The organism is Sediminicola luteus, from assembly GCF_040566555.1.
Taxonomy (GTDB): Bacteria; Bacteroidota; Bacteroidia; order Flavobacteriales; family Flavobacteriaceae; genus Sediminicola.
The window spans coordinates 65,909-91,176 of record NZ_JBEWYP010000008.1 but is presented as its reverse complement, the minus strand read 5'-3'; the positions used below and the strand labels follow the sequence as shown (position 1 = coordinate 91,176).

Sequence of the window (25,268 nt, the reverse complement as noted above, 5' to 3'; positions counted from 1 at the left end):
GATTATGCATGAATAATAAGGTATCAGTTTTTTGGTTTAGGAGAGATTTGCGATTGGATGATAATATTGGCTTTTTAGCTGCATTAAAAGGGGAGCATCCTGTGCTGCCTATTTTCATATTTGATAGTGAAATTTTAGAAAAGCTACCTGAGAACGATCCTCGAGTCACCTTTATTCATGACACCTTGCAACAAATGCGATCTGAACTTCAAGATAATCATGGGAGCTCTATCGCCATGTATAAGGGGAATCCAATTCAAATCTTTAAGAGCCTTCTTAAAGAGCATGACATTGCAGAAGTATTTACCAATAGGGACTATGAGCCCTATGCCTTGGAAAGGGATACTGCTATTGAAAAACTATTGAAAGTAGAGGATATTCCTTTCCATACCTTCAAAGACCAGGTAATTTTTGAAAAAAATGAGGTCGTCAAAGATGATGGGGACCCTTATGTGGTCTATACACCTTTTAAAAATAAATGGAAAGAAGGTTTTTCGGAAAAAGAACACCTTAACATTCACTACACAAGCCAATACCTTCATAACTTGGTGCAACACAGCAGGCTTCCAAACTTATCCCTATCGGATATTGGATTTAAAAAATCTGATATAAAGGTTCATGAGTACGATGTAACTCCTACCCTCATTGCCAACTATGAGGATACCCGTAACTTTCCAGCCATGGAAAATGGCACTTCTAGACTCGGTCCGCATTTGCGATTCGGCACGGTATCTATCCGTAAAATCATGAAAAAGGCCATTGCAGAAAAAAACGAGATATTTTGGAGTGAATTGATATGGCGAGAATTTTTCATGCAGATTCTATGGCATTTTCCCCATACGGTCACCGATGCTTTTAAGTCAAAGTACGACCGGATACCTTGGAGAAACAATGAGGAAGAATTTGAAAAATGGAAAAAGGGACAAACCGGATATGCCTTTGTGGATGCTGGGATGAGAGAACTTAATGCCACTGGATACATGCACAACAGGGTTAGGATGTTGGTAGCCAGTTTTTTATGCAAGCATTTATTGATAGATTGGCGTTGGGGAGAGGCCTATTTCGCAGAAAAACTACTGGATTACGAATTGAGTAGTAATGTGGGTAACTGGCAATGGGCAGCGGGTAGTGGTGTAGATGCCGCCCCGTATTTTAGAATCTTTAATCCGATGACTCAAATTGATAAATTTGACAACCAAAAGAAATACATCCTTAAATGGATTCCAGAACTGAATAAGAGCTCCTATCCAGATATGATGGTAGATCATAAGGAAGCTAGGGAACGTTGTTTGAGAACATACAAGGAAGCTTTGGCCTAAAGTTCGGCACTTACAAGCGTTTGTTAAATTTTCTGATCCCTACAACATTCAGTTGCGCAAACTCCCAACCTCATTTATTACTAAGAATTTAGACTTTTGATGATGCTAGATCAATGGTATAATTTCTTGCGAGCACATCATATTGGTTAAACGATGATATGATAGAATATAAATATCTCCTTGCACTCTTTAATTTTTGATGTTCTATCATTATATTTAGGAAAGGTTAGCCATATGTCTGAAAATAAAACAATACCCAATAATGCATCGGTTACCGAATTTTTAAACACCGTCGAAAATGAAACTAGGCGAGAAGATTCTTTTGTAATACTTGAAAAAATGAAAGAGATTACTGGAAAGCCTGCTGTTATGTGGGGAAACAGCATTGTGGGGTTTGGCAGTTATCACTACAAATACAATTCGGGTAGAGAAGGCGATATGCTAATAACAGGATTTTCACCTAGGAAACAAAACCTCACTCTTTATATCATAGATGGATTTGATGGATACCAAAAACTGTTATCCAAATTAGGACCGCATAAAACAGGAAAATCATGCCTTTATATTAAAAAATTATCAGATATTGACATGGATATTCTAACAGAACTGATTTCTACTTCCTTTACACATTTTGATAAAAAATACAATACATAAATCAACCCAACACATGAAAAAAATCATCTTTTTAATGGTACTGCTGGCTTCGTCATCAGTATTCTCCCAAAAAATGAACAGCAACAAAAAAGCTATCATAGCCTCTGTGGAACGTCATGAAGAAGCTTTGATCAAGATTAGTGATTCTATTTGGGCATTGGCAGAGACAGCTTTTGAAGAGCATGATTCCTCAAATATTTTAGCTGACTATGCCGAAAAAAATGGCTTTAAAGTAGAGCGTGGGGTTGCCGGAATTCCCACTGCCTTTGTAGCCACCTACGGAAGTGGAAGTCCTGTTATCAGTGTATTGGGAGAGTTTGATGCCCTGCCCGGGATATCTCAAAAGGCACAGCCAACCAAAGATCCACTGAACGAAGGCGCAGCCGGACATGGGTGCGGCCACAACCTTTTTGGTGCTGCAAGTTTGGGATCGGCCATAGCTGCAAAGGAGTTAATTGAACAAGGTAAACTAAAGGGGACCATTAAATTTATGGGTACGCCCTCCGAAGAAAAGTTCTTTGGGAAAATTTGGATGGTCCGTGAAGGAATATGGGATGGTGTGGATGTAAATATCAGTTGGCATCCCAGTGCAGAGACAAAAGCGGATGTACAAAGCTCTTTGGCCTTGGTAGATTTTAAGGTTGAATTTTTTGGTCAAGCGGCACATGCCTCTATGGACCCGTGGAATGGCCGTAGCGCCTCCGATGCCTTAGAACTATATACCAATGGCATCAACTATTATAGGGAACATATTAAACCTACAGTTCGTATCCATTACCATATTCAAGATGGTGGACAGGTAGTTAACGTGGTACCAGACTACTCAAGGTTATGGGTAAGAGTCCGCGATAGTAAACGCAGTGGGATGATGCCAGTCTATGAAAGGGTTCAAAAAATGGCCGAAGGTGCTGCCATCATGGCAAATGTGGATTATAAAATATCATTGATATCAGGTATTTATGAAACTTTGGTCAACCGCTCCGGAGGCGAAATAATACAAAAGAACTTAGAACTTTTGGGGCCTATTTCCTACACTGCGGAAGAAACTGCCTTTGGTAAGAAAATACAGGAAGGGACAGGGAAAGCACAAGTTGGGATGGACAGTAATATTTATCCTTTGGAAGAAACGAGAGAAAACCCAGGGGGTGGATCTACAGATGTGGGTGATGTAAGCTGGAATGTGGCCAACATCAATTTAGGGGTGACCACTGCACCTAAGGGCACGCCATGGCACTCATGGGCAGTAGTAGCCTGTGGTGGTATGAGTATTGGTCATAAAGGCATGGCCTATGCTGCCAAAGCCATGGGAATGACCATGGTTGACCTTTTTGAGAATCCTAAATTGGTAGAAAAGGTTAAGGCAGAGTATAAAGAGAGAAAAGGCAGTGAAGTCTATGAGGCCATTGTTCCTGCTGGACCACCGCCAATAGGAAAAAACTAATACAATATTAAAGATAACAGCAACTCGCTTTTTACAGTATAGCTTAAAATTATTTTATTATATAAAACAAGAAAATATGAGATTCATATGCCTATTACTGTTCATTGGTATGATCACTCTTGGTTGTGAAGAAACCAAGGAGGTAAGTCATATGAATCCAGTGAACTGGGAAAAGCGAAAGATCAAACTCAACCCAATAGATAGTCTAGTCCACGGAAGCACATATTTGTCCATCTATTCAGAGATTTATGATCGAAGTGAAAAGGGGACCCATAATTTAACGGCAACAGCCAGCATGCGCAACATCAGTTCCAAAGATTCAGTCTATATACTAAGGACCGATTATTATGATACCAAAGGAAAATTGATCAGGACCTATTTTAAAGACCCTATCTTTATAAGGCCTCTGGAGACCATTCATATCGTAATAGACCAAGATGATAAACATGGAGGAACAGGTGCCAACTTCACCTTTGAATGGGCGGTTAAAAAAAATACCCATGAACCGCTTTTTGAAGCTGTAATGATTTCCACAACAGGGCAACAGGGAATTTCTTTCACTACACATGGGATTAAAAGGTAAGTGATTTATCAGGCAATTATCTTCGAATATTTGTTACATTAGATACAAATATCCAAGGTAAATAGGGATCATACATTTTATTATCCATTAACAGCTATGAAACACATCCCCTCTTTTGGCAGTAGGCTCAGAAAAAATATTGTTATTGTACCGGAATCTATCGAAGAGTGTTCGGGCATACGTGTTTTTGGGCAGCTATTAAAATCATTTCTTTTCTCTACCGATGTAGCTATTATAAGAAATACCAATGCAAACGCCATCATTGCCGTTTATCCCTTTACTCCCCAGCCCATGATTTCAAATGCCTTGATCCTGGCAGCTGATAAGCCTATTTTTTGCGGAGTGGGAGGAGGCTTGACCACCGGTAAGAGATCTATAGAACTTGCGATGCAGGCAGAATATCAAGGGGCACTAGGCGTGGTCCTGAACAAACCTACCCCTAACGAATTGATCAAACGGTTAAAGGAGAAAATTGATATCCCAGTGACCATTACCATTGTCTCTGAAAAAGATGATATCAAGGGGAGAATTGATGCCGGAATCGACATCTTTAATGTGTCTGGTGCCGATAAGACCCATGACATCGTAAAACGGATCAGGGATTACGATGATCAGGTAGCAATCCTGGCCACAGGTGGAAAAGATGATGGAAGTATCTTACGAGTAATAGAATATGGGGCAAATGCCATTTCCTATACCCCTCCAACCACGGGAGAACTCTTTAAAGAAATTATGGCAAGGTATAGAGAAGATTAAAATATAGTTGAGCATGACCAAGCCACCCCTTCACCATATCATATTTGGAATTCTTTTCTTTTTGTTAGTGACCGTGGATATTTATTTGGCAGGCACTTCCTTTGTTTTTTTCAGGGTGATTAGTAAACCCTTGATTTTACTAACCCTAATATTCTATTTTTTGCAAAATAGAATTGGAATGGAAAGAATACCAGGAAGATTTACCCTATTGGCATTGGTGTTTTCGCTAATTGGAGATATTTTCCTTCTCTTTGACCAAATATCTGAACTATACTTTATTTTGGGATTGGGTTCCTTTCTTTTGGCCCATGTTTTTTATGCATTTTGCTTTTACCTACAACGCAGCTCAAAAACACGATTGGACTTTTGGATTATGACAGTACTTCTAACGGGCTATGGGGTTGCATTATATACCCTTCTATATACCCGTTTGGTCAACATAAAAATTCCTGTGGCACTTTATATCCTTGCCATACTAATCATGGTAATTATGGCCTATAGACGAAAAATTAAAGTATCTGGAAACAGTTTTCTTTTGGTTTTTATAGGTGCACTAAGTTTTATAATTTCAGATAGCCTTTTGGCAATCAATAAATTTTTGATACCCCTGCCCTTCTCCAATTTTCTAGTGATGGGCACTTATGCACTGGCCCAATATCTAATTGTCACAGGACTACTAAAGGACAAAAATGGGAACAATAATTAAGACCATCCCTGCCCCTGCAACTTGGTCGTTGAGGCAAGCTGTGATGTGGCCAGATAAACCGTTGGATTATATAAAATTACCCCATGACCACCTTGGGTTGCATTTTGGGTTATTCCGTGATGAAGAATTGGTTACAGTAGCTTCCCTATTCATTATAGATGATAATGCACAGTTTCGGAAATTGGCCACCAAAACCTCGGAACAAGGAAAAGGATATGGAAGTCATATGTTACAACATTTACTGAAAGTTGCCCATAGTAAAGGGGTTGAAAAAATCTGGTGCAATGCCAGAAAGGAGAAAACAGGTTTCTACCATAAATTGGGGCTTATAGAGACAACCCAAACATTTTCCAAAGGTAACATCAACTATGTGGTCATGGAGAAAATGCTACCATAATCTTATTTTTAAGTATCTTGTATCTTCAACTTAATATAAGTTTCCATGAAATATATTCCAGTATTGATCCTATTTCTTTTCGCGATCCCCGCCAAAGCACAGACCTTTGATTTCGCCATTGACCATCAGTCCCTAATTGTCAATGATCTAAAGAAAACTGGTGATTTTTATGCCAATGTTCTGCAGCTAAAAGAAATACCGCACCCTACCAATGATCCAGGCTTTCGATGGTTCCAACTACAGGGAAATACCCAACTGCACCTTATATCAAAAGATACTGTGGTCATGAAAAAACACAAATCCATGCACCTTTGCCTCTCCACACAAAAGTTGGAAGCATTTATAGAAAACTTAAATAAAAACAATGTTGAATACGAGGATTGGCCGGGGAGCAAGAAAACCATTACTCAAAGGGCAGACGGCGTGCAACAAATCTATCTTCGAGATCCTGAAGGCTACTGGATAGAAATTAATGACGCTGTACATTAATAGCGCATCACTTATTTAGTTCCATATTATTATTTAATCATGAGAGACACCATCAAGAACATATACCCACTGGGCTTCCCATGGCAAACGCAGGATCCTTTTTTATTTTGTGTCTACCATCTGGACCATTATCCAAAAGGCAATGAAGAAATGGGACCGGCCGCCTCACTCGAAGGTCGAAATTTGGGAAATGACTTTACCATTAAAGATGGATGGCGGATGTACCACGGACAGACCATCCCTGGCTTCCCCTATCATCCACATAGAGGGTTTGAGACCATTACCATTGTCAATAAAGGGTATTGTGACCATTCTGACTCTTTAGGGGCAGCAGGTCGCTTTGGAGAGGGAGATGTACAGTGGATGACGGCAGGAAGAGGAGTGCAACATTCAGAAATGTTCCCGTTGCTAAAAACTGAGGAGGGTAACCCCTTGGAACTTTTCCAAATCTGGCTGAACCTACCCAAGGCAAACAAATTTGTAGATCCCCATTTTGCCATGTTGTGGCATGAAGATATTCCCGTTGTAAAAACCAATGGCACCACAGTTAAGGTTATGGCAGGGAGCTTCAAAGGAAATAAGGCCCCTCATCCGGCCCCAAATTCTTGGGCTGCAGATCCTGAAAATGAAGTTGCAGTTTGGAATATTTATTTGGATCCCAACACCGAATTTGTATTACCGGCCACTAGCAATCCAATACACAGAAGCCTCTATTTTTATGATGGGGACCACTGTACGGTAAGCGATGAAAAAATCACCCCTAACCACGGGATCGATCTGCAATCGGACCAAGAAGTGGTCTTAAGAAGTGGAGATAAAAAGGCCTCTTTTTTAATGTTACAGGGCAAACCGATAAATGAGCCAGTTGCCAAATATGGGCCTTTTGTGATGAATACAGACCAAGAAATACAACAGGCCATGCAGGAATACCAGTTGACCCAATTTGGAGGGTGGCCTTGGCCCTATTCCGATAATGTACACGATCGAAATAAAGGGAGGTTTGCCCAATACCCTGATGGTACATTGGTAGAGAAATAAATAAAAGAAAAATATTTCATCACATGATTGAGGCTGTACGGCTACTTCTTGATTTAGGTTTGATTGTTTTGATTTGGATGGTGCAACTTGTGGTATATCCAAGTTTTAAATACTATCCTGAATCTGATCTGGTCAGATGGCATCAAACCTATACGGTACGTATTGCCTATATCGTTATGCCCCTAATGATGGGCCAATTGCTGCTAAGTGGATTTCAGGTCTATGATAGCCAGTCATTTTATTCGGTCGGAAGTTTTATGTTGGTGCTTTCCCTTTGGGCCATTACCTTTTCCCTATTTGTACCCATACATGGAAAAATAGAATCCAACTCCTTTATCCCAAAAGATTTACATCAACTGGAAAAAAGAAATTGGATTCGTACCTTTTTATGGAGTTTAATTTTTGTTTGGAGTGTCTTGGAATTGTTCCCTTCCTCAACTAGACCCTAACAATCTTAGCACCAATGGCTCTAAGACGTTCATCTATATTCTCATAACCCCTATCTATCTGTTCAATATTATGAATGGTAGAGACCCCTTTTGCTGATAAGGCTGCTATCAACAAAGAAATTCCTGCCCTAATATCTGGAGATACCATGGTGGTTGCTTTTAAAGTAGACTTAAAGTCATGCCCTATAATGGTAGCCCTATGTGGATCGCAAAGGATAATTTTCGCTCCCATATCTATAAGTTTATCCACGAAGAACAAACGACTTTCAAACATTTTTTGGTGCACCAAAATTTCACCTTTGGCCTGTGTTGCCATTACCAGGATTATACTCAATAAATCTGGTGTAAGTCCCGGCCAGGGAGCGTCTGCAATGGTTAAAATAGAACCATCTATATAATTCTGTATTTCATATCCATCCTTGTGTGCGGGAATGTAGATATCATCTCCTTTGCGTTCCAAAGTGATTCCCAGCTTTCTGAAAACCGTTGGGATTTGGCCCAAATTGTCCCAACTTACATTCTTAATGGTAAGTTCACTTTTGGTCATAGCGGCAAGACCTATCCAACTCCCTATCTCTATCATATCGGGCAGCATCGTATGTTCCGTTCCGCCTAATTTTTCAACTCCTTCAATTTTCAACAAATTAGAGCCTACCCCTGTGATCTTAGCACCCATTCTATTGAGCATCTTGCACAATTGCTGTAAGTAAGGTTCACATGCGGCATTGTAAATTGTGGTTTCCCCCTCTGCCAATACGGCTGCCATCAAAATGTTGGCCGTACCCGTAACAGAAGCCTCATCAAGAAGCATATAGGTCCCTTTTAATTTCTTGGCCTCTACCCCATAAAAGAGCTCTTCCTTATTGTACCTAAATTTGGCGCCCAATTTTATCAACCCTTCAAAATGGGTATCCAAACGACGACGTCCAATTTTATCACCTCCTGGTTTAGGAATATATCCTTTTCCAAAACGCGCCAATAAAGGCCCTACCAACATAATGGAACCTCTAAGTCCCCTCCCGTCCTTTTTGAATTGGTCAGATTGGAGGTAGTCCAAGTTCACATCGTCGGCCTTGAAGGTAAACGATCCTTTCCCTTTCTTTTGGATTTTTACACCCAAGTCCTCCAATAAGGATATCAGTTTATTGACATCAACGATGTCAGGAATATTGTTTATTGTAACTCTTTCTGGAGTCAGTAGTACGGCACACAAAATTTGTAATGCCTCATTTTTTGCTCCTTGCGGTGTTATTTCACCATGTAGTTGGTGACCACCTTCAATCCTAAATGTCCCCATTTACGTTGAATATATTAGTATCGCTTTTTACCGCGGTTAGTATTGCTTCTTTGGTTCTTTTTTGGACTACTGGTCCTAGGGGTTTTGGCAACCCTGTTTTTTAGGAACTGTCCACTTTCGGTAAGATTCTCGCCTTTTAGGTCGATTTGCCCATCACTCAATTCATACAAATGTTTGAAAATGGCACTATCATCTACCACATCTTTGTTCCAATTCAGGTAACATTTCTTCATGTGATTTGCTATGGCGTATTCCAGACCATCCCTCATGTCTCCCTTTTCCCATTCCACGGCAACATCAATCATTCTCTTGATGTTGTTCCCATAAAAACGATATTTTGGAAAATTCTGTGGGTAGGCCAAAGGATCTGGCTTTTTCCGAAGTACCTCCTTACTTGTAATAGGATAAGGAGAGTCTACGTCCAATTTAAAATCGGACATAATGAACAACTGGTCCCATAGCTTATGCTGAAAATCGGGAACATCCCTCAAATGAGGTTGAATATTACCCATAACACTAATGATGGCTTGGGCAATTTTGTTGCGTTCCTCTCTGTCCTCAATGGATATGGCGTGATCAACCATTTTTTGGAAATGTCTTCCGTACTCGGGAATAATGAGCTGCGAGCGCTCAGTATTATACTCTATGTTTTCTACTAGATTCAAATTAAAAGAATTTGCTTAAAAGTTATAATAAGTGAAGTATGCCTTATAAGGTCTGCAAATTAACAAAAATATGGTACAAATACTATTATTAAAGTGATATAACCCCCTTAACCTTCCCTACTTCCTTATATTTTTCGATTACAGCATCGGGATTTTTAAGGTGTACGGTAATGGACAAACTTGTGTATTTTCCTTTTTTTGATTGTTTGGATTCAATTACTGCACCAGTATTATCGAAGATTTTATGGATCTGTACAATCCGTTCCCCGTCGGTTGGAACAATAAATTTATAGAGGTAATTGGTGGGCCATGAACTGGTTTCTTCCAATTGGATTTTTAGCTTTCTGTAAAATTCGTCAGATTTTTCAGTGTCCATATTTTTCTTTTTACAAATATAAAGTAACCGTTGCAATTTTTTACGCTACTGGCTATTTCATTAACTTTGTACCATAAAATATTATTATTGGAGCCAAAAAAGATTGTTATTACAGGCGGGCCTAGTACCGGAAAAACATCCATAGTTGAAAAAATTGAATTGATGGGTCTCCCATGTATTCATGAGATCTCTAGAAGTATTACCCTGGAAGCCAGAGAACAAGGCATACAACAATTGTTTGTGACGGATCCCCTGTTGTTCAGCAAAAAATTGACTGAAGGCAGAATCAAGCAGTTTTTTGAAGCTTCAAAAATACCTGCTGAACATGTATTTATGGATCGCGGACTACCCGATGTTGTTGCCTACATGGACTGTTTTGACCAAAAATATGACCAAAGTTTCATAGAGGCCTGTGAGACCTACACGTATGACGCCGTATTTCTCTTGCCCCCATGGAAGGAAATTTATGCTACGGACGGTGAACGATATGAAAATTATGATGAGGCCTTACGTATTCATGATTGTTTAGAGGCGAGTTATCAAAAATATGGGTATAAAACCATACATGTTCCCAAGGGCACTGTAGCGGAAAGATTATCCTTTATTTTAAATAAAGTAAAAAACTAATTGTGGTTAAAGACCCTCATGAGATTTTAGAAAAATATTGGGGCTTTTCTCAATTCAGGGGATCGCAGGAACAAATTATAGACACCGTAATCCAAGGACGGGATGTATTAGCTCTGCTCCCCACTGGTGGCGGAAAATCATTGTGCTACCAAGTCCCTGCTATGGCAAAGGACGGCCTATGTATAGTGGTATCTCCTTTAATCGCATTGATCCAAAACCAAGTGGACGCATTAAAGAACAAGGGCATTAAAGCCCTGGCCCTTACCGGTGGCATTTCCTTTAATGAAGTAATAGATCTCCTTGACAATTGCCTGTATGGCAATTACAAGTTCCTTTATCTGTCCCCGGAACGGTTACAACAAGAGTTGGTACAAGAACGCATTCAACAAATGAATGTAAATCTAATTGCCATAGATGAAGCCCACTGCATCTCCCAATGGGGAAACGATTTTAGACCTGCTTATCTAAATTGCAATGTTTTAAGGGAGCTATTACCAGAAACTCCCATTATAGCCCTAACGGCAACTGCTACTCCCAAAGTGGCAGAAGATATAACAGAGAACCTTCAATTAACAGCTGCTGCGGTTTATAAAGACTCTTTTTCCAGGGACAATATTGCTTTTCATGTACAATGGAACGAGGATAAAAAGTTCCAACTAAAAAAACTCTGTCTTGGGCTGCAAAAAAGCGCTATTGTATATGTTAGAACAAGAAGGTCTGCCCAAGAGCTGTCCGATTTTCTAAATGCGCACAAATTAACGACTACCTTTTTTCATGGGGGCATTCCAAAAAAAGAAAAAACAAAGCGACTGCAATTATGGCTAGAGAATAAGGTACAGGTAATGGTGGCCACCAATGCTTTTGGCATGGGCATTGACAAGCCCGATGTAGAACTTGTGGTCCACTATCAGATTCCTGACAGTCTGGAGAATTATTTCCAAGAAGCAGGGAGGGCCGGGAGAGATGGCACTCCCGCCAAGGCAGTTATGGTGCTGAACCAAGCCGACGAAAACCAAGTAAAACAGCAATTTTTAAGCGTACTTCCGGATGTTGATTTTCTAAAACTGCTCTACAATAAATTAAATAACTATTTCCAGATTCCTTATGGAGAAGGAACAGCCGAAACTTTCCATTTTCATTTCAATAAGTTTTGTGACACCTATAAGCTAAATACGGCCCTTACTTATAATGGGCTTCGGATACTAGATCAAAATTCCGTGATTTCACTGTCTGAATCCTTTACCAAAAAAATAACCCTTCAATTTATTGCGACAAAGGGCCAAGTATTTTACTATTTGGAAAACCATACCTCCATTGCTCCACTCATACAGACCATCCTAAGAACCTATGGGGGCATTTTTGAACATCCAACAAAAATCAATCCTTTATTAATCTCCAAAAAAACGAATATCCCTGAGGAGAAAATCCATCAAACCCTGGAACAATTGAATACGGATGGGATCGTAGACTATCAGGCCCAAAGCAGTGATCTGGAAATTATTTTTTTAGTACCGCGGGAAGATGACAGGACCATCAATATCTTTGCTAGAAAAGTTAAGGAGCAGCAACAGGTCAAAATCAATAATATTGAAAGCATATTGGCTTATGTCAATAACAATAAGGTCTGTAGGAGCACACAATTACTCCACTATTTTGGTGAGGAACGGAAGGCTTGTGGTATTTGTGATGTTTGCCTCAGCAAAAACAACATCGATACAGATATCCAAAAGTTGGTAGCAGGGGATATCTTGAAAATATTGCGCCAGGGCAATCAGACTTCAAAAAACCTAACCTTGGCACTCACTTATAAGGAAGATACCATTTTGATTGTATTACAGGGGTTACTGGAAGATGGGCATGTTGCCGTCACCTCAAAAAACGAATATAAAATAACATAATATGGAAGCATTGCGAATCGTATTTATGGGAACGCCCGATTTTGCGGTGGCCATTTTGGACAAACTCGTCCAAAACTCCTATAATATAGTAGGGGTGATCACAGCCCCGGACAAGCCGGCCGGCCGAGGAAGGAAGCTTAATGAATCTGCAGTTAAACAATATGCCACAGCACATAATCTGCCAGTTTTACAACCTACCAATTTAAAGGATGAGGCATTCTTATCCGAGTTAAAGGATCTGAACGCAAATTTGCAGATCATTGTGGCATTTAGAATGCTACCGAGGGCGGTCTGGGAAATGCCTAAATTTGGTACCTTTAACCTGCATGCATCCCTCCTGCCCCATTATAGGGGTGCCGCTCCCATCAATTGGGCGATCATGAACGGGGAGACAGAAACCGGGGTCACTACCTTTTATATAGATGACAAGATTGATACCGGTGAAATCATACTTCAAGAAAAAACTTCTATTGATCCTGATGAAACCGCTGGGGAGCTCCATGATAAATTAATGCACCTAGGAGCCTCGTTGGTTTTGAAAACCGTTGAACTTATAAAGGCCAACCAAGTGGAACCCATTAAGCAACCACAGACAGGGGACCTAAAATTGGCCTACAAAATACACAAGGAGACTTGCCAAATTAATTGGACCCTTTCCATATCCGATATTTTTAACCATATCAGGGGCCTAAGCCCATATCCTGCTGCTTGGACTACTCTATATAATGGAGATGAAGAACTATTCCTTAAGATCTATGCGGCGGCCAAAGAAGTACAGGAACACCCGTTGGAAACCGGGCAATTGATATTTGACAAAAAAAACCTAAAAGTTGCGGTTGAAGGTGGATATATTCAACTCAAGGAAATACAATTACCAGGAAAGCGAAAAATGGCTACACATGAAGTCTTAAATGGACTTAATTTGTTAAAAAACGCTTATGTACGCTAAACCCTTGCTACCAAAGGGCTGATAGAAATGTAGAAAAAACCCTACTTTATCAACAAACGCCCGAAGTTATCAACAAAATAAGGGATTTCCCTTGATTTTACTTGCGTTAACCACAAATCCGTATAAATTTGTTAGAGTACAAAAATTATTTTAACAACAATTAATTTAATTCAATTATGAACAAAACAGAATTAATCGATGCAATGGCAGCTGACGCTGGCATCACAAAAGCAGCAGCTAAGAAATCTTTAGAGTCTTTTTTAGGAAATGTTGAAGGAGCTCTTAAAAAAGGTGACAGAGTTTCTTTAGTTGGTTTCGGATCTTGGTCTGTATCAAAAAGAGAAGCAAGAGAAGGTAGAAATCCACAAACTGGAAAGACTATCCAAATTGCAGCTAAAAACGTTGTGAAGTTTAAAGCAGGTGCTGAGTTAGCAGGTGCAGTAAACTAATTTATATTCCATAAATTTGAAAAAGGCACTCCTAAAATGGAGTGCCTTTTTGTTTTTAATAAGATTTGTCTTATTTTTAAGTAAAACCAATGTGTAATGGTCAGCATTAAACCAAAAAAAGGGAAGCTTTTAATCGCAGAACCAACACTTACCGGCGATGTTTCCTTTAACAGGTCGGTAGTTTTGATTGCCGAACACAATCTAGAAGGCTCCGTTGGCTTTATTCTCAACAAACCTTTGATGTATAGCATTAATGAGTTGGTCACCGAGATAAGCGTACCCTTCCAGGTATACAATGGTGGCCCTGTGGAACAGGACAACTTATACTTCATCCATAAGGTTCCCCATTTAATTGCGGAAAGCATAGAGATTTCCCATGGTATCTATTGGGGTGGCAACTTTGAAAACATTGTTGATCTTATCAACAAAGGCCATATTACAGAAAAAGATATCCGGTTCTTCTTGGGTTATTCTGGCTGGAACTCTTTACAGTTGGATCAAGAACTCACCTCCAAATCATGGGTAGTTGTACACAATAAATACAAAAGTGATATCATCCACAAATCGGCCAATACATTTTGGAAAGAAAAAATGATCGAGTTGGGGGGAGACTATGTCCTATGGTCCAATTTTCCTGAAAACCCGAATCTTAACTAACCCAGCCTAGCGGCGGCATTAAGTTTACCCAATAAATCTGAAGCGACTTTGGTTTCAAAATTCTTTTTGCGATACCTAGTAATGGGTTGAATCCCTACTATGGCGTTGGTAATAAACAATTCATCGGCCTTTTGGAGTTCAAAAGGGGAAATTGATGCCTCCTCCAAGGTATAGGCTTCCAATTTACCCACTATTTCTATCAATTTCTTTCTAATAATGCCATTGAGACATCCATCTTTTTTTGGTGGCGTTTTGATCGTATTGCCCATTACCAAAAACAGATTGCCATTTAAGGCTTCCACCACTTGTTTTTGGTTGTTTAACAACAAGCAGTTCTGATACCCATTTTCCTTCGCATAAATACTTCCAACAACGTTTATGGCCTTATTGTTGGACTTTAAGGTAGAAAGCATATCCGGATTCACATAGAAATCTTTGAACAACTCCACGACATAATCTTGTTGGTGTATCATGTAAAATGGTGAATCTAACTCCCCAACCTCCATGATATAGGATATTTCATTGGTTTCCGGCAAATAATACCCGCCATTGTTTCTAAATACTGACAAACGTACTCGGGCAGGAGAATTTTCCAAACCGTTGGATGCAATAGTGTTCAACAGTTGCTCTTCCAAAAATTCCATGGTAAAGTTCATGGGAATCTCCATACGCATAATACGCATAGAGGCCATAAGGCGCAGGTAATGGTCTTCCCAAAAGAAAATTTTTCCATTGACCACCCGAATGGTTTCAAAGAGTCCATCACCATACTTCAGCCCTCTATTTTCTTGATTGAGGAAAAGTGTGTCTTGAGATAGGATGTCACCATTAAAATTAACCATAAAAAAAGCCTTGAAAATTCAAGGCCCAAAGATATTGTTTTATGGTCTAAAACCTTTAGGAAGAACCTAAAACTTGTTTTAGACTTGAGATTTGGTTTTCCCAAAGCATCTTGGCTTCATCTACCTCGTCCTCATCAGCGAAATCTGTAATGAACAAGGAAACATCAGATGTAATTTCATCTACTATAATCCTCATTTCAAAATATGCGTCGTCCTCAGCTTCTGCCCAAGCAAAACGAACAAATTCATCACTTTTTCTCTTTAATAATTTAGCTTCTTCTTCTGACCCATCCCATATAAAAGTAAACAACTCTCCTCTAGAATTTACATTGTCTGCAAACCACTCAGATAAACCGGATGGGGTGGATATATATTGATATAATAGGGGTTGAGATGATTGTATCACAAACTCAACTTCGAACTTAACTTTATCACTCATTCTGTATAATGTTTTCGTCGGACAATATATATATTTCTACATGATAAAAAAATAAATGCCCAATATTATTTTTTACCAAATGAATTTTGATTGAAAAGAAATTTAACTCTATATTTGCACCCGCTTAAAACGGCAATGGCGAGGTAGCTCAGTTGGTTAGAGCGTCGGATTCATAACCCGGAGGTCGGGGGATCGTGCCCCCCTCTCGCTACACAAGTAAAATGCACCCAAAAAACGGTTTAGTTCACTCTAAACCGTTTTTTTATGTCTGTATTTCTAGAAACAATTACGATTGGATGGTTAGGATTTTTTGTTTTAGAACCATTTGTTGCGATTCCATGGATTGCGAATTTTCTATATTTCGGAAATTTAATTTTTAACAAATACCTTTAAAACTCTGATTATCTACTTCCTTAGTATGATATGCCTTCCCACCTTCGGATATCAAGATATTGTGAAGTTTACTTTCATCAACATAGTCAACACTTGGATTATCCTTTGATGCAAGATTGAATAACTATTTTTAGCTTTTTCTTGGATCATCAACATTCATTGTATTAAAAATTGATTAAGTAATTCAATCACTCCCAACACCAATTTGTCAAAAAAAGCAATAAGGGATGTTTACTCTCAGAGTATCTGTATATAGAAGCTTCGCTAGAATTTATTTTCTCTACCAACTTTCTAAAGGTAAAGGATTCAAAACCGAATTCATCATTTCATAAAATACTGTTTTGTCTAATCTTTCAACCCAATTTTGAATCTTGAAGATCTATTATCTCTAAGCCGTCATTCAAGGATATTTTAATTTCTATCATCATTATAAGAGTTCAGTTAATATTGATTTAAAAAAATAAATAATAAACATTATGCAGATAAAGACACGCAAGTTTTACTATTTATTCTGATGGGAATACTATCATTAAAAAGGTATTACTATAATTAGTATTAACGTTTATAAAATTCAATCAATGAAGCTCAAATTTTTTCAAGTTTGAAGCGCCAACTAAATTAATTATAATGAAATTATTTAATAATATCATAGTCGCAATTGACTTTAGTTAATCTTCAAATTCTATTTTAAAAAATTCTATAAAATCCGAAAAAGCATTTCAATTCAAAATAACTCTTATCTTTATTTAACCCGATGATATTGATAATTAGAAGGTTAGTCTTCTGTTAAAAAAGGTGCAACAACTCAGCTACAAGAATTAAATGATTAAAATAATAGTGAAACATTAAAATTGGAACCCCCGTTATGACAAGGCATATTAATACTCCACTTTTGGTGTTGCCTGAAGTTTAAGCAGACAAATATACGATTAGAAGAAAGCTATGAAACTAAAAAAAGAACTTGGATTGTTTGACGTTTTCGCTTTAAGCACGGGAGCCATGTTTAGTTCCGGCTTTTTTCTATTGCCAGGACTGGCGGCTCATCATACCGGACCATCGGTGATTTTGGCATATTTTCTTGCCGGAATTTTAATAATGCCGGCGATGTTTAGTGTTGCCGAAATATCCACTGCCTTGCCACGCTCTGGCGGAGCTTACTTCTTTCTTGATCGAAGCCTGGGACCGTTGATGGGGACGATAGGCGGAATCGGAACATATATAGCCCTTCTTTTAAAAACAGCATTTGCGCTTGTTGGAATTGGCGCTTATGCTTCCATATTTTGGGATATCCCAATAAAAGAAACCGCAGTAATTTTTGCCATAATATTTTCTATTCTGAATATATTTGGAGCGCGAAAATCTTCCGGTATTCAAAAAATATTAGTGATTGTGTTACTTTTAGTTTTAGGGGCATTTATCGCGGATGGTTTTTGGAATATTTTCTCAGGAACTAACTCCTCCATAGGATTTAACAAGTACAATTATAATCCATTTTTTACCGGGGGACTTAATGGCCTTATTTTTACAACTGGTTTCGTTTTTGTTTCTTATTTAGGGCTAACACAAATAGCAAGCGTTGCCGAAGAAATTAAAAACCCAGAACGGAATATACCCTTAGGAATGGCCTTGTCGCTATTGGTAACTGGTTTGATTTATGTGTTTGGTGTTTTTGTTATGGTAAGCGTTATTGGCAATGAAGCACTTTCACAAGACCTTTCGCCTGCAGCTACTGCAACGCAGCAGTTATTCAGTTGGTTACCTCCAAAAACGGGATTGTATATTATTGTAATAGCTGCTCTATTTGCCTTTGCTTCTACGGGAAATGCAGGCATTCTTGCCACTTCGCGCTATCCTCTAGCCATGGCTAGGGACAAATTATTTTCTAAAAAATTTAGCATAATTAGTCGCTGGGGAACCCCCGTTCCCGCAATTCTCCTTACGACAGGATTAATTATAATGTTTATTATTATCCTTACCGAAGAGGGCATTGTAAAACTCGCAAGTACATTTCAATTGTTCATATTCATGGCTATAAACTTTTCTGTCATCGTTTTTCGAAATAGTAAAATAGCTTCTTACGATCCCGGCTATCGTTCGCCCCTTTATCCATGGATGCAAATATTCGGTATTATTTCTTCGCTGGCTCTAATGTTTTTTATGGGATGGGGAGCGCTAGCATTTACTTTAATTACCATTATTCTTGCATACGGGTGGTATACTTTTTTCGTTCGTTCTAAAGTAAAACGAGAAGGAGCTATTTATCACTGGTTTGCTTTGTTGGGCAAACATCAGCACGATGAACTAGAAAATGAGTTTATGATGATTTTACGAGAGAAAGGTTTGCGCCAGGATGATCCTTTCAACCAGACAATTGTTCGTTCACAAATACATTTTATCGATAATGCTATATTTGAAGATTTGGTACAAGATGTAGCCAATTCTATTGCTCTGGAATTAAATGTTGATGGTAATAGTCTAAATGAAGAATTCCTAAAAACAACTCCTATAGATCCTGCTTTGGTGATTCCTGAAGTTTCCCTTCTTTATGCAAAAAAACCGGATATAATCCATCCGGTACTCCATATTGTATTGTGTGAAGAAAGCATTGAAAAACCAGTTGAAATACATGGGGTTTTAATCAAGGAAAAAATAAAAATATTTTTTTTCCTTGTAAACGATGAGAATAACCCAAAACAGCAACTTCGCATGTTATCAAGCATAATAGATATTGCTGAACGCGATTACTTTATTAAAGATGTTTTTTCTTTAAAAACAGCAAAGGAAGTTATCGAGTATCTTTTGCATGACAAGCGATATATAACTTTTCCATTAAACAAAAATGAACCTTCCAATATTTTCATTAATAAAAAACTGATGGAAGCATTACTCCCTCAGGATGTACTGGTTGTATTAGTAGACAGGGATGGCAGTTCTTTTACTCCAAAAGGAAAGACCGTATTTCTTGAAAACGATGTGCTAACAATTATTGGTGAACCCAGGTCAATAAATAAACTTTATGATCAATTCATCCTGTCAAAGTAGGAGAAAAATGTTTATACCATAATGCAACCAAACCACCACAAACAGTACGTCATAATGACCCGTCCTGAAATTAATAATACAAAAAATCATACCTGCTGATATAATTATTTAATAATCAAAGTGAACACGAAACTGAACACGTTTTTACACACAATTTTATAGAATAGCGTCTTGCAGGCTCCGTATATAGACAATTCAAAATCATGAAGCCTAATTCATAACCCGGAGGTCACGGGATCGTGCCCCGGTCTCGCTACAAGGTTAAAACCTTTATTTCAAAAACGGATTGGTCAACACCAATCCGTTTTTGTATGCATTGTTTTTGGGTTCATATTCATGAAGATGAACGAAAATTGGCAAAACATAACCACTGAGCCCAATCTTTTAGAAATCAGCATCCTAGGTAGTTACCTGTACCAACCTTATTGATTATCAGCCTTCTGCATTTCAGAAAAATATTTTTATAAAATCAATAAGCAATCTTAAAATAATATAATTTCGCCAACTTAAATTTGAAGTTATGTTCGTTAGAATATTAAAGGTTAGTTTATTCCTGGTCCTGTTAGCTGGATTAACAACGGGTTGTAGATCCACTGTTCATGTAAGTAACAAAAGTTCTGCTCCGGGACAGGTCAAAAAAGCCACAGGCAGCAAATCGGCGAAAGCCTATGCCCCCGGCCAACAGAAGAAAAATAAATTTTAGACAACCATGTTTCCATGGTGCTATAAAATTGCTGCTCCAGAAAAAGTCTCTAAATAAAAAAGGTGGCCTATTCTTAGGCCACCTTTTTTATTTAGATACACTTAGGCTCTTAATCTTCAGCCTAGCATGCTTTAGACTAAGTCGAACTGATCAAGGTTCATCACCTTGGTCCAAGCAGCCACAAAATCTCTCACCAATTATATTTTGAAATACAATAGCCATCTTTCTTACTTTCCAAAAAAAAAAATTCTTTAAAGGTCGGTCCTTGTATTTAATTTCTTCGAATTATTACTATTATAATTAAAAAAAAAACAAGCCATTTATTGATCTATTACTTAAATCCTAATTCTGCAAAAAACTAGTAAAACAAGACAATAGGGCATTAAACCAAGGTAATTATACAATTGAATAAAAAATTAAAAAAATTAAATAATTCAAAAAAAATTAGTAAAAAATCAACATTATTTAGAAAAAATTAATAAATTTATTATATAATTATCAACACAATACTATTTTGTTTGTAAAATAACCAAAAGTTTAACGTATTCCCTCCTCTTGACCCGATTGAAAGAAAACCCTTAGAAGGTTGTCTCATCAATAAGCTAAATTTATTTTATGAATTCTATCTGAATGAAGCCATAAATTAATAAATAAATAGCTATGACCGATGTAGATTTAATGTTTTCCGAGGATCTAAAAAAAGGTATAAGCATAGCTCAATCCATCGCTAAAGAGTATTCCAATAAAAATATATCTCCATCTCATTTATTAAAAGCACTGCTGCATAAGGATATCGGTTTAAGATCTTATTTGGAGAATCTGGATAAAGATCTTTATTATTTGGAGGAATGGGCAGATGTCCGCATAGAATCTTACCCCAAAAATTCACGAATTGAAGTAAATCCTCAGGCAGATGATGAGCTATTTGCCGTCTTAAATGAAGCAGACAATTTACGGCTCAAAACAACCAGTGATCATATAGATGCCATATGTGCATTAGCTTCTTTGTGTACTCCAGGAGTTGGATTTACCTATGAACAATTAAAAACATTTCCATTACGTGGGGATGAGATTCTTAATTCAATGGTAGAATTCTCAGACCTTAAAGAGGTAATGGGAATACCCAATAAAGAAGAAAACACATCAGTTAAAAGTAAAACACATAATGCCCTTCTTAAATATTGTATTGATAAATCGAGCATCGCCAGACAGGGAAAACTAGATCCTGTAGTAGCCCGGGACAAGGAAATAAGGATGATAACCGAAATTCTTGGAAGAAGATCCAAACCCAACGTAATACTTATTGGTGATACCGGTGTAGGCAAAACAGCCGTTATCAGCGGGTTAATCCAAAAACTTGCAGACAACAAAATTGGAGGCTCGCTGGCTGGTACAGTTGTTTTTGAGCTGGACTTTGGATCCTTGATCGCAGGGGCTTCGTATAAAGGCGAAGTAGAAGACCGCCTAAAGCATATCATTAAAGAGATTAAGCAATTCGAAAATGCTATTCTTTTTATAGACGAGATACACACTCTATTGGATAAGCAAGGTGGTGCATCAGGGGCTGCAAACCTCTTAAAACCTGAGCTTGCAAGGGGTGAAATAACCATCCTTGGTACCACATCTGTAGATAATTACACCAAGTTCATTGAATCTGATGAAGCTTTCAACAGAAGTTTCGAGATAATAAAAATTGATGAGCCCAATGAAATAGTAGCTTATAGGATGCTGAGTAAAATTATTCCTAATTATGAAATACATCACGGGCTTAAAGTAGATGCAGAAGTACTTAAAGAAACGATCCGCTTATCCAAAAGATACCTTAAAGAAAGAGCGCTCCCTGATGCCGCGGTTGACTTGCTTGACAGAACTATGGCAGTAGTGAAAATGGTTTCTGTTAGTTCCAAGGATGATCTTATTGTCTTAAAAGAGCAGTTCGCTGAGATTTCGGTGAATGAAATAGGCCTTGAAGAGGATGAACTTATTGGTGAACTACAATGGTTCTCAACTTTCATAAAGAACAAGATCAGTGAAGTCCTGTTTACAGCGATAGAAGAAGATCAAGACGTTGCTAAGATGGAGACTTCAAAAGAAATTGCGATATATATTGAAGAAGTACTTGGAAAATTAAGTGAATCTGCGGGTCAAACCCGGGAGTCCATTGAAAAATCAGATGTTGCTGCCGTGGTATCCCATAAAACCGGGATTCCCATGGGTAAATTGCAATCTCAAGAACGTGAACGTTTGTTAAATACCGAAGAGCACCTTAAGAAAAGGGTTGTAGGACAGGATCATGCTATAAAAACAATTACTGAAGCCATATTGGAATCACGGTCAGGATTAAGTAAACCTGGACAGCCTATAGGGTCATTTTTCTTTCTCGGACCTACAGGAACGGGCAAAACAGAACTTGCTAAGACTCTTGCAGAATTTTTATTCCAAAATGAATCGGCCTTAATACGTTTCGATATGTCTGAATTTAAAGAGGAACATTCAGCAGCACTTTTATATGGTGCCCCTCCAGGTTATGTAGGGTATGAAGAGGGAGGTTTATTGGTGAACAAAATTAGGCAACAACCTTATGCCGTAGTCCTTTTTGACGAAATAGAGAAGGCTCATGCTTCGGTTTTCGATATTTTTTTACAGATACTCGATGAAGGAAAATTGCACGATCGTCTAGGGAAAGAAGGTGATTTTTCCAATGCAGTCATTCTTTTCACTTCCAATATTGCAAGCCAAGTGATTATAGATTCATTTAGTAAAGGGGAAATACCAAAATCTAATGATATTATGGAGATCATGTCTGGTCATTTCAGGCCTGAATTTCTGGGTAGACTCACAGAGATAGTGCCTTTTGCACCAATAAGCAAAGAGGTAGTGGTCATGATTTTCAATATCCATCTTAAGAATTTATATAAAATGTTAGAGGTGCAGGGAATTTCACTGCACATAGATGATAAGGCAAAAGAAAAACTTGCCATGTCTGGTTTTACGCCGAAATATGGCGCACGTCCTTTGATTGGAGTTATACGAAAAGAATTACGAAGGCCGCTCTCCAGAAAAATAATTACCGGTGAAGTGAAAAGGGGAAGTGTTGTAAATATCAGTCTAGATAAAAATGATGAAATAATATGGAAGATTACTTAAATACAATTATTTAAGAGGCCTCAATACAATTAATAGTTTAATACTAATCCTAAAAAATAACAATATGGCTATCTATGACATAGGCGGATCCGAAGTAAAAGGCGATGCAAGCGAGGCAATGAGCGAACTGCCCCAAAACAGAACTTTAATGGTAGAAAAACTATCCAAGGAAGCCCCAATTAAACCTGAGATTGTGGGAGGTCTAAATTCTATCAATGATGTTTTTGAGCACTTTGCCCCTAATATTGATATGGAATTCCAAGATAGCGAAGGTGGTACCCGTAAAGAGAAACTGCAGTTTAAAAATCTCGGCGACTTTGGAGTTAAAGGGATTACAGCACAAAGTGGTTTCCTTAAAGACCTGACCGCACAGAAAGAACAGAACCAGAAAATGATAAAGCAGCTCAAAACCAATAAGTTATTGAAAAAAGCATTGGAGGATGAAGGACAGAAATCAGCCCTGCTCAATGCCATCAATTCCCTAATCAAAGAATTGGAAGATAACAAGTAAAACACTAATTAATAACAAACTAAACCCTATAGCCATGCCTGATAAAGATACAGCCGAACAAAAAACGGGGCAATTGAAACAACATGAAGTACTATCTATGGAAAAGATAGACAATCCGCAAGCCATTCTTGAAGAAAGTATTGACACTCTTGCCATTGTTGGCGGATTCGACCTTTTGGAAATGGCCATTGATGGGATACAAAATGTAAACCCTGAGCGAAAAGCCAGAAAAAGGATTTTCCTTACAGAAGCCGCCAGAAAAGGTGAACGTGAAGATTTAAAACGCAGCTTACAGATCTGGGCAGATACCCTGGCATCTGGTGGAAGTGTTTCCGAATTGGTGGAAAAATGTGAAAAACAAGCCGATTCAGCAAAAAGCACCTTAAAAAGTAATCTGAAAAATACCATCTCAGAAATAAAGGACATGGAACGCTCGTACCGCTCTGTAGCCTTGTTCTTTAAAAATACCACCCAAGAAAAACTTAAGAACGTTTCGTTCCTAAATGCGGATCTGGAGCAACTTAAAGATTTGGACAATACCCGTTTCTATGAAAAAGTAAATGAGGAGCTGGTGGCCAATTATGACAGGCTGGATTTGAGAAACAATTACAGCATTCTTGTTATTCCTGGGTACTTGGGTTCCAATAAAGTGGTTGAAAAGTGGGCAAAAATGTCTCATGAGAACAAAGTGATGCTGGTGACCGATTTTGAGCACCTTGACAACCCAGATGATGTTATGGAAATGTTTGAGAGTGCCAACCTTACCGGAGGAGATATGTACCGCTCTAACGTTATGATGTCTTGTAACTGGCTTGTTGGGCGTGATAAAATTGATGAGGTGGACGAAGAAGAAGTATTATATGTACCCCCGTCTGGTGCATTGGCAGGCACCATTTATCAGACTCTAATGTCCCAAGTGGCCGCCGGGAAAAAGCATGGTAGTCTGAGCGAAGTGGACGGTGTAACTTTTCAGTTGAAAAAAAGTGAGATCGCAAGCCTAGAAAAAATGGGACTGGTCCCTATGGTAAACGAATATGGTAAAGTAATGGCTTTCTCCGCTAAGACACTTTTCAATGGTGACAACCTTGGCTTACAGACCTATTCTGTGGTGCGGGTTTTTGACTATGTTACCAAAGTGATGATGGATTTTCTCAACCGCAGGGCGTTTGAAAACTTTAATAACGTTACCAAGAAAGAAATCCTGAGTCAAATAGTACGCTTTCTGACCGACATTACTGGACCTGGTAAATTAATAGAAAACTTTTCCATCAAAAGATTTGAGCAAGACCAACACCAAAAAGATCGCATCTATCTGGATATCAGCATGAAACCCTATTTTCCTGCCAAGAACTTTATGATAAAGATGGATGGGCAAAAAGGGGACGACGGTGCCGAATGGAGCTCGGAATACGACCAATCTTAATAAATTCAATTCAAAAAT

At 38.4% G+C, this 25,268-nt stretch carries 24 protein-coding genes and 1 tRNA gene; 20 read left to right on the top strand and 5 right to left on the bottom strand.

The window, feature by feature from the left end; translation table 11 throughout:
* The first annotated feature begins 8 nt into the window (after window positions 1-8).
* From ABXZ32_RS13170 to ABXZ32_RS13125, 10 genes are all read left to right on the top strand, one after another.
* A complete protein-coding gene (locus ABXZ32_RS13170; RefSeq protein WP_354619149.1) occupies window positions 9-1,319 on the top strand; it encodes a cryptochrome/photolyase family protein in 1,311 nt (436 codons plus the stop codon).
* Window positions 1,320-1,553: 234 nt separating this feature from the next.
* Window positions 1,554-1,973: a DUF1801 domain-containing protein gene (locus ABXZ32_RS13165; protein WP_354619148.1), complete on the top strand. Its 420-nt coding sequence runs from the start codon at window positions 1,554-1,556 to the stop codon at window positions 1,971-1,973.
* A gap of 13 nt (window positions 1,974-1,986) precedes the next feature.
* A complete protein-coding gene (locus ABXZ32_RS13160) occupies window positions 1,987-3,414 on the top strand; it encodes an amidohydrolase (protein ID WP_354619147.1) in 1,428 nt (475 codons plus the stop codon).
* A gap of 76 nt (window positions 3,415-3,490) precedes the next feature.
* Window positions 3,491-3,997, top strand: coding sequence for a DUF3124 domain-containing protein (locus ABXZ32_RS13155; RefSeq protein ID WP_354619145.1), 507 nt, complete (start codon window positions 3,491-3,493; stop codon window positions 3,995-3,997).
* Between the two features lie 96 nt (window positions 3,998-4,093).
* On the top strand, window positions 4,094-4,753 hold the full coding sequence (locus ABXZ32_RS13150; RefSeq protein WP_354619144.1) for a hydrolase: 660 nt from the start codon (window positions 4,094-4,096) through the stop codon (window positions 4,751-4,753).
* A 13-nt stretch (window positions 4,754-4,766) separates the two neighbouring features.
* Window positions 4,767-5,459, top strand: coding sequence for a lysoplasmalogenase (locus tag ABXZ32_RS13145; protein ID WP_354619143.1), 693 nt, complete (start codon window positions 4,767-4,769; stop codon window positions 5,457-5,459).
* On the top strand, window positions 5,443-5,856 hold the full coding sequence (locus tag ABXZ32_RS13140; protein ID WP_354619142.1) for a GNAT family N-acetyltransferase: 414 nt from the start codon (window positions 5,443-5,445) through the stop codon (window positions 5,854-5,856). The genes ABXZ32_RS13145 and ABXZ32_RS13140 overlap by 17 nt, the downstream gene beginning before the upstream one ends.
* 45 nt (window positions 5,857-5,901) lie before the next feature.
* Complete coding sequence (locus tag ABXZ32_RS13135; RefSeq protein WP_354619141.1) at window positions 5,902-6,345, top strand: VOC family protein; 444 nt, start codon at window positions 5,902-5,904, stop codon at window positions 6,343-6,345.
* A 39-nt stretch (window positions 6,346-6,384) separates the two neighbouring features.
* The gene (locus ABXZ32_RS13130; protein WP_354619140.1) at window positions 6,385-7,383 is read left to right on the top strand and encodes a pirin family protein; all 999 of its coding nucleotides are present in this window, start codon (window positions 6,385-6,387) and stop codon (window positions 7,381-7,383) included.
* A gap of 23 nt (window positions 7,384-7,406) precedes the next feature.
* Window positions 7,407-7,832 (top strand): hypothetical protein, encoded by a 426-nt coding sequence (locus ABXZ32_RS13125; RefSeq protein ID WP_354619139.1) that lies wholly within the window; start codon window positions 7,407-7,409, stop codon window positions 7,830-7,832.
* On the opposite strand, the gene murA is transcribed toward ABXZ32_RS13125, so the two are convergent.
* The 3 genes from murA to ABXZ32_RS13110 all read right to left on the bottom strand — a co-directional run bounded on the left by murA (window position 7,822) and on the right by ABXZ32_RS13110 (window position 10,170).
* Window positions 7,822-9,129 carry a UDP-N-acetylglucosamine 1-carboxyvinyltransferase gene (gene murA, locus ABXZ32_RS13120; protein ID WP_354619138.1) on the bottom strand — a complete coding sequence of 436 codons (1,308 nt, stop codon included), beginning with the start codon at window positions 9,127-9,129 and terminating at the stop codon, window positions 7,822-7,824. The two genes, ABXZ32_RS13125 and murA, sit on opposite strands and share 11 nt — an antisense overlap.
* Before the next feature lie 14 nt (window positions 9,130-9,143).
* Window positions 9,144-9,794 carry a DUF4290 domain-containing protein gene (locus ABXZ32_RS13115; protein ID WP_354619137.1) on the bottom strand — a complete coding sequence of 217 codons (651 nt, stop codon included), beginning with the start codon at window positions 9,792-9,794 and terminating at the stop codon, window positions 9,144-9,146.
* 88 nt (window positions 9,795-9,882) lie between these two features.
* Window positions 9,883-10,170: a DUF493 family protein gene (locus ABXZ32_RS13110; protein WP_354619136.1), complete on the bottom strand. Its 288-nt coding sequence runs from the start codon at window positions 10,168-10,170 to the stop codon at window positions 9,883-9,885.
* An 87-nt stretch (window positions 10,171-10,257) separates the two neighbouring features.
* Here ABXZ32_RS13110 and ABXZ32_RS13105 point away from each other — a divergent pair, with 87 nt between their 5' ends.
* From ABXZ32_RS13105 to ABXZ32_RS13085, 5 genes are all read left to right on the top strand, one after another.
* A complete protein-coding gene (locus tag ABXZ32_RS13105) occupies window positions 10,258-10,797 on the top strand; it encodes an ATP-binding protein (RefSeq protein WP_354619135.1) in 540 nt (179 codons plus the stop codon).
* A 2-nt stretch (window positions 10,798-10,799) separates the two neighbouring features.
* Window positions 10,800-12,695, top strand: coding sequence for a RecQ family ATP-dependent DNA helicase (locus tag ABXZ32_RS13100; RefSeq protein WP_354619134.1), 1,896 nt, complete (start codon window positions 10,800-10,802; stop codon window positions 12,693-12,695).
* 1 nt (window position 12,696) lies between these two features.
* Window positions 12,697-13,644 carry a methionyl-tRNA formyltransferase gene (gene fmt / locus ABXZ32_RS13095; protein WP_354619133.1) on the top strand — a complete coding sequence of 316 codons (948 nt, stop codon included), beginning with the start codon at window positions 12,697-12,699 and terminating at the stop codon, window positions 13,642-13,644.
* Between the two features lie 176 nt (window positions 13,645-13,820).
* Entirely contained in the window at window positions 13,821-14,093 is a 273-nt protein-coding gene (locus ABXZ32_RS13090; protein ID WP_062053609.1) for an HU family DNA-binding protein, read from the top strand.
* A gap of 96 nt (window positions 14,094-14,189) precedes the next feature.
* Complete coding sequence (locus tag ABXZ32_RS13085; RefSeq protein WP_354619132.1) at window positions 14,190-14,750, top strand: YqgE/AlgH family protein; 561 nt, start codon at window positions 14,190-14,192, stop codon at window positions 14,748-14,750.
* On the opposite strand, the gene ABXZ32_RS13080 is transcribed toward ABXZ32_RS13085, so the two are convergent.
* Together ABXZ32_RS13080 and ABXZ32_RS13075 are read right to left on the bottom strand one after the other, a co-directional pair.
* Window positions 14,747-15,592 carry an aminotransferase class IV gene (locus tag ABXZ32_RS13080; RefSeq protein WP_354619131.1) on the bottom strand — a complete coding sequence of 282 codons (846 nt, stop codon included), beginning with the start codon at window positions 15,590-15,592 and terminating at the stop codon, window positions 14,747-14,749. The two genes, ABXZ32_RS13085 and ABXZ32_RS13080, sit on opposite strands and share 4 nt — an antisense overlap.
* Window positions 15,593-15,647: 55 nt before the next feature.
* Complete coding sequence (locus ABXZ32_RS13075) at window positions 15,648-16,031, bottom strand: START-like domain-containing protein (protein ID WP_354619130.1); 384 nt, start codon at window positions 16,029-16,031, stop codon at window positions 15,648-15,650.
* A gap of 137 nt (window positions 16,032-16,168) precedes the next feature.
* On the opposite strand from ABXZ32_RS13075, the gene ABXZ32_RS13070 reads away from it, so the two are divergent.
* From ABXZ32_RS13070 to ABXZ32_RS13050, 5 genes are all read left to right on the top strand, one after another.
* Window positions 16,169-16,242: transfer RNA gene (locus tag ABXZ32_RS13070), tRNA-Met, on the top strand.
* 1,124 nt (window positions 16,243-17,366) lie between these two features.
* Window positions 17,367-19,466, top strand: coding sequence for an amino acid permease (locus ABXZ32_RS13065; RefSeq protein ID WP_354619129.1), 2,100 nt, complete (start codon window positions 17,367-17,369; stop codon window positions 19,464-19,466).
* 1,363 nt (window positions 19,467-20,829) lie between these two features.
* A complete protein-coding gene (locus tag ABXZ32_RS13060; RefSeq protein WP_354619128.1) occupies window positions 20,830-23,316 on the top strand; it encodes an ATP-dependent Clp protease ATP-binding subunit in 2,487 nt (828 codons plus the stop codon).
* Window positions 23,317-23,380: 64 nt separating this feature from the next.
* The gene (locus ABXZ32_RS13055; protein ID WP_354619126.1) at window positions 23,381-23,827 is read left to right on the top strand and encodes a hypothetical protein; all 447 of its coding nucleotides are present in this window, start codon (window positions 23,381-23,383) and stop codon (window positions 23,825-23,827) included.
* 97 nt (window positions 23,828-23,924) lie between these two features.
* Entirely contained in the window at window positions 23,925-25,250 is a 1,326-nt protein-coding gene (locus ABXZ32_RS13050) for a DUF5458 family protein (protein ID WP_354619253.1), read from the top strand.
* Window positions 25,251-25,268 lie beyond the last annotated feature (18 nt).

Excerpts from the sequence above, each read along its gene's own strand:
- ABXZ32_RS13055 (WP_354619126.1), top strand. The coding sequence starts at position 23,381 with ATGGCTATCTATGACATAGGCGGATCCGAAGTAAAAGGCGATGCAAGC.
- ABXZ32_RS13170 (WP_354619149.1), top strand. The coding sequence starts at position 9 with ATGAATAATAAGGTATCAGTTTTTTGGTTTAGGAGAGATTTGCGATTG.
- ABXZ32_RS13080 (WP_354619131.1), bottom strand. The coding sequence starts at position 15,592 with ATGGTTAATTTTAATGGTGACATCCTATCTCAAGACACACTTTTCCTC.
- ABXZ32_RS13090 (WP_062053609.1), top strand. The coding sequence starts at position 13,821 with ATGAACAAAACAGAATTAATCGATGCAATGGCAGCTGACGCTGGCATC.
- ABXZ32_RS13050 (WP_354619253.1), top strand. The coding sequence starts at position 23,925 with ATGGAAAAGATAGACAATCCGCAAGCCATTCTTGAAGAAAGTATTGAC.
- ABXZ32_RS13145 (WP_354619143.1), top strand. The coding sequence starts at position 4,767 with ATGACCAAGCCACCCCTTCACCATATCATATTTGGAATTCTTTTCTTT.
- ABXZ32_RS13135 (WP_354619141.1), top strand. The coding sequence starts at position 5,902 with ATGAAATATATTCCAGTATTGATCCTATTTCTTTTCGCGATCCCCGCC.
- ABXZ32_RS13150 (WP_354619144.1), top strand. The coding sequence starts at position 4,094 with ATGAAACACATCCCCTCTTTTGGCAGTAGGCTCAGAAAAAATATTGTT.
- ABXZ32_RS13110 (WP_354619136.1), bottom strand. The coding sequence starts at position 10,170 with ATGGACACTGAAAAATCTGACGAATTTTACAGAAAGCTAAAAATCCAA.
- ABXZ32_RS13140 (WP_354619142.1), top strand. The coding sequence starts at position 5,443 with ATGGGAACAATAATTAAGACCATCCCTGCCCCTGCAACTTGGTCGTTG.
- ABXZ32_RS13060 (WP_354619128.1), top strand. The coding sequence starts at position 20,830 with ATGACCGATGTAGATTTAATGTTTTCCGAGGATCTAAAAAAAGGTATA.
- ABXZ32_RS13165 (WP_354619148.1), top strand. The coding sequence starts at position 1,554 with ATGTCTGAAAATAAAACAATACCCAATAATGCATCGGTTACCGAATTT.
- ABXZ32_RS13075 (WP_354619130.1), bottom strand. The coding sequence starts at position 16,031 with ATGAGTGATAAAGTTAAGTTCGAAGTTGAGTTTGTGATACAATCATCT.
- ABXZ32_RS13125 (WP_354619139.1), top strand. The coding sequence starts at position 7,407 with ATGATTGAGGCTGTACGGCTACTTCTTGATTTAGGTTTGATTGTTTTG.
- ABXZ32_RS13160 (WP_354619147.1), top strand. The coding sequence starts at position 1,987 with ATGAAAAAAATCATCTTTTTAATGGTACTGCTGGCTTCGTCATCAGTA.
- ABXZ32_RS13085 (WP_354619132.1), top strand. The coding sequence starts at position 14,190 with ATGGTCAGCATTAAACCAAAAAAAGGGAAGCTTTTAATCGCAGAACCA.
- ABXZ32_RS13065 (WP_354619129.1), top strand. The coding sequence starts at position 17,367 with ATGAAACTAAAAAAAGAACTTGGATTGTTTGACGTTTTCGCTTTAAGC.
- ABXZ32_RS13155 (WP_354619145.1), top strand. The coding sequence starts at position 3,491 with ATGAGATTCATATGCCTATTACTGTTCATTGGTATGATCACTCTTGGT.
- murA (WP_354619138.1), bottom strand. The coding sequence starts at position 9,129 with ATGGGGACATTTAGGATTGAAGGTGGTCACCAACTACATGGTGAAATA.
- ABXZ32_RS13130 (WP_354619140.1), top strand. The coding sequence starts at position 6,385 with ATGAGAGACACCATCAAGAACATATACCCACTGGGCTTCCCATGGCAA.
- fmt (WP_354619133.1), top strand. The coding sequence starts at position 12,697 with ATGGAAGCATTGCGAATCGTATTTATGGGAACGCCCGATTTTGCGGTG.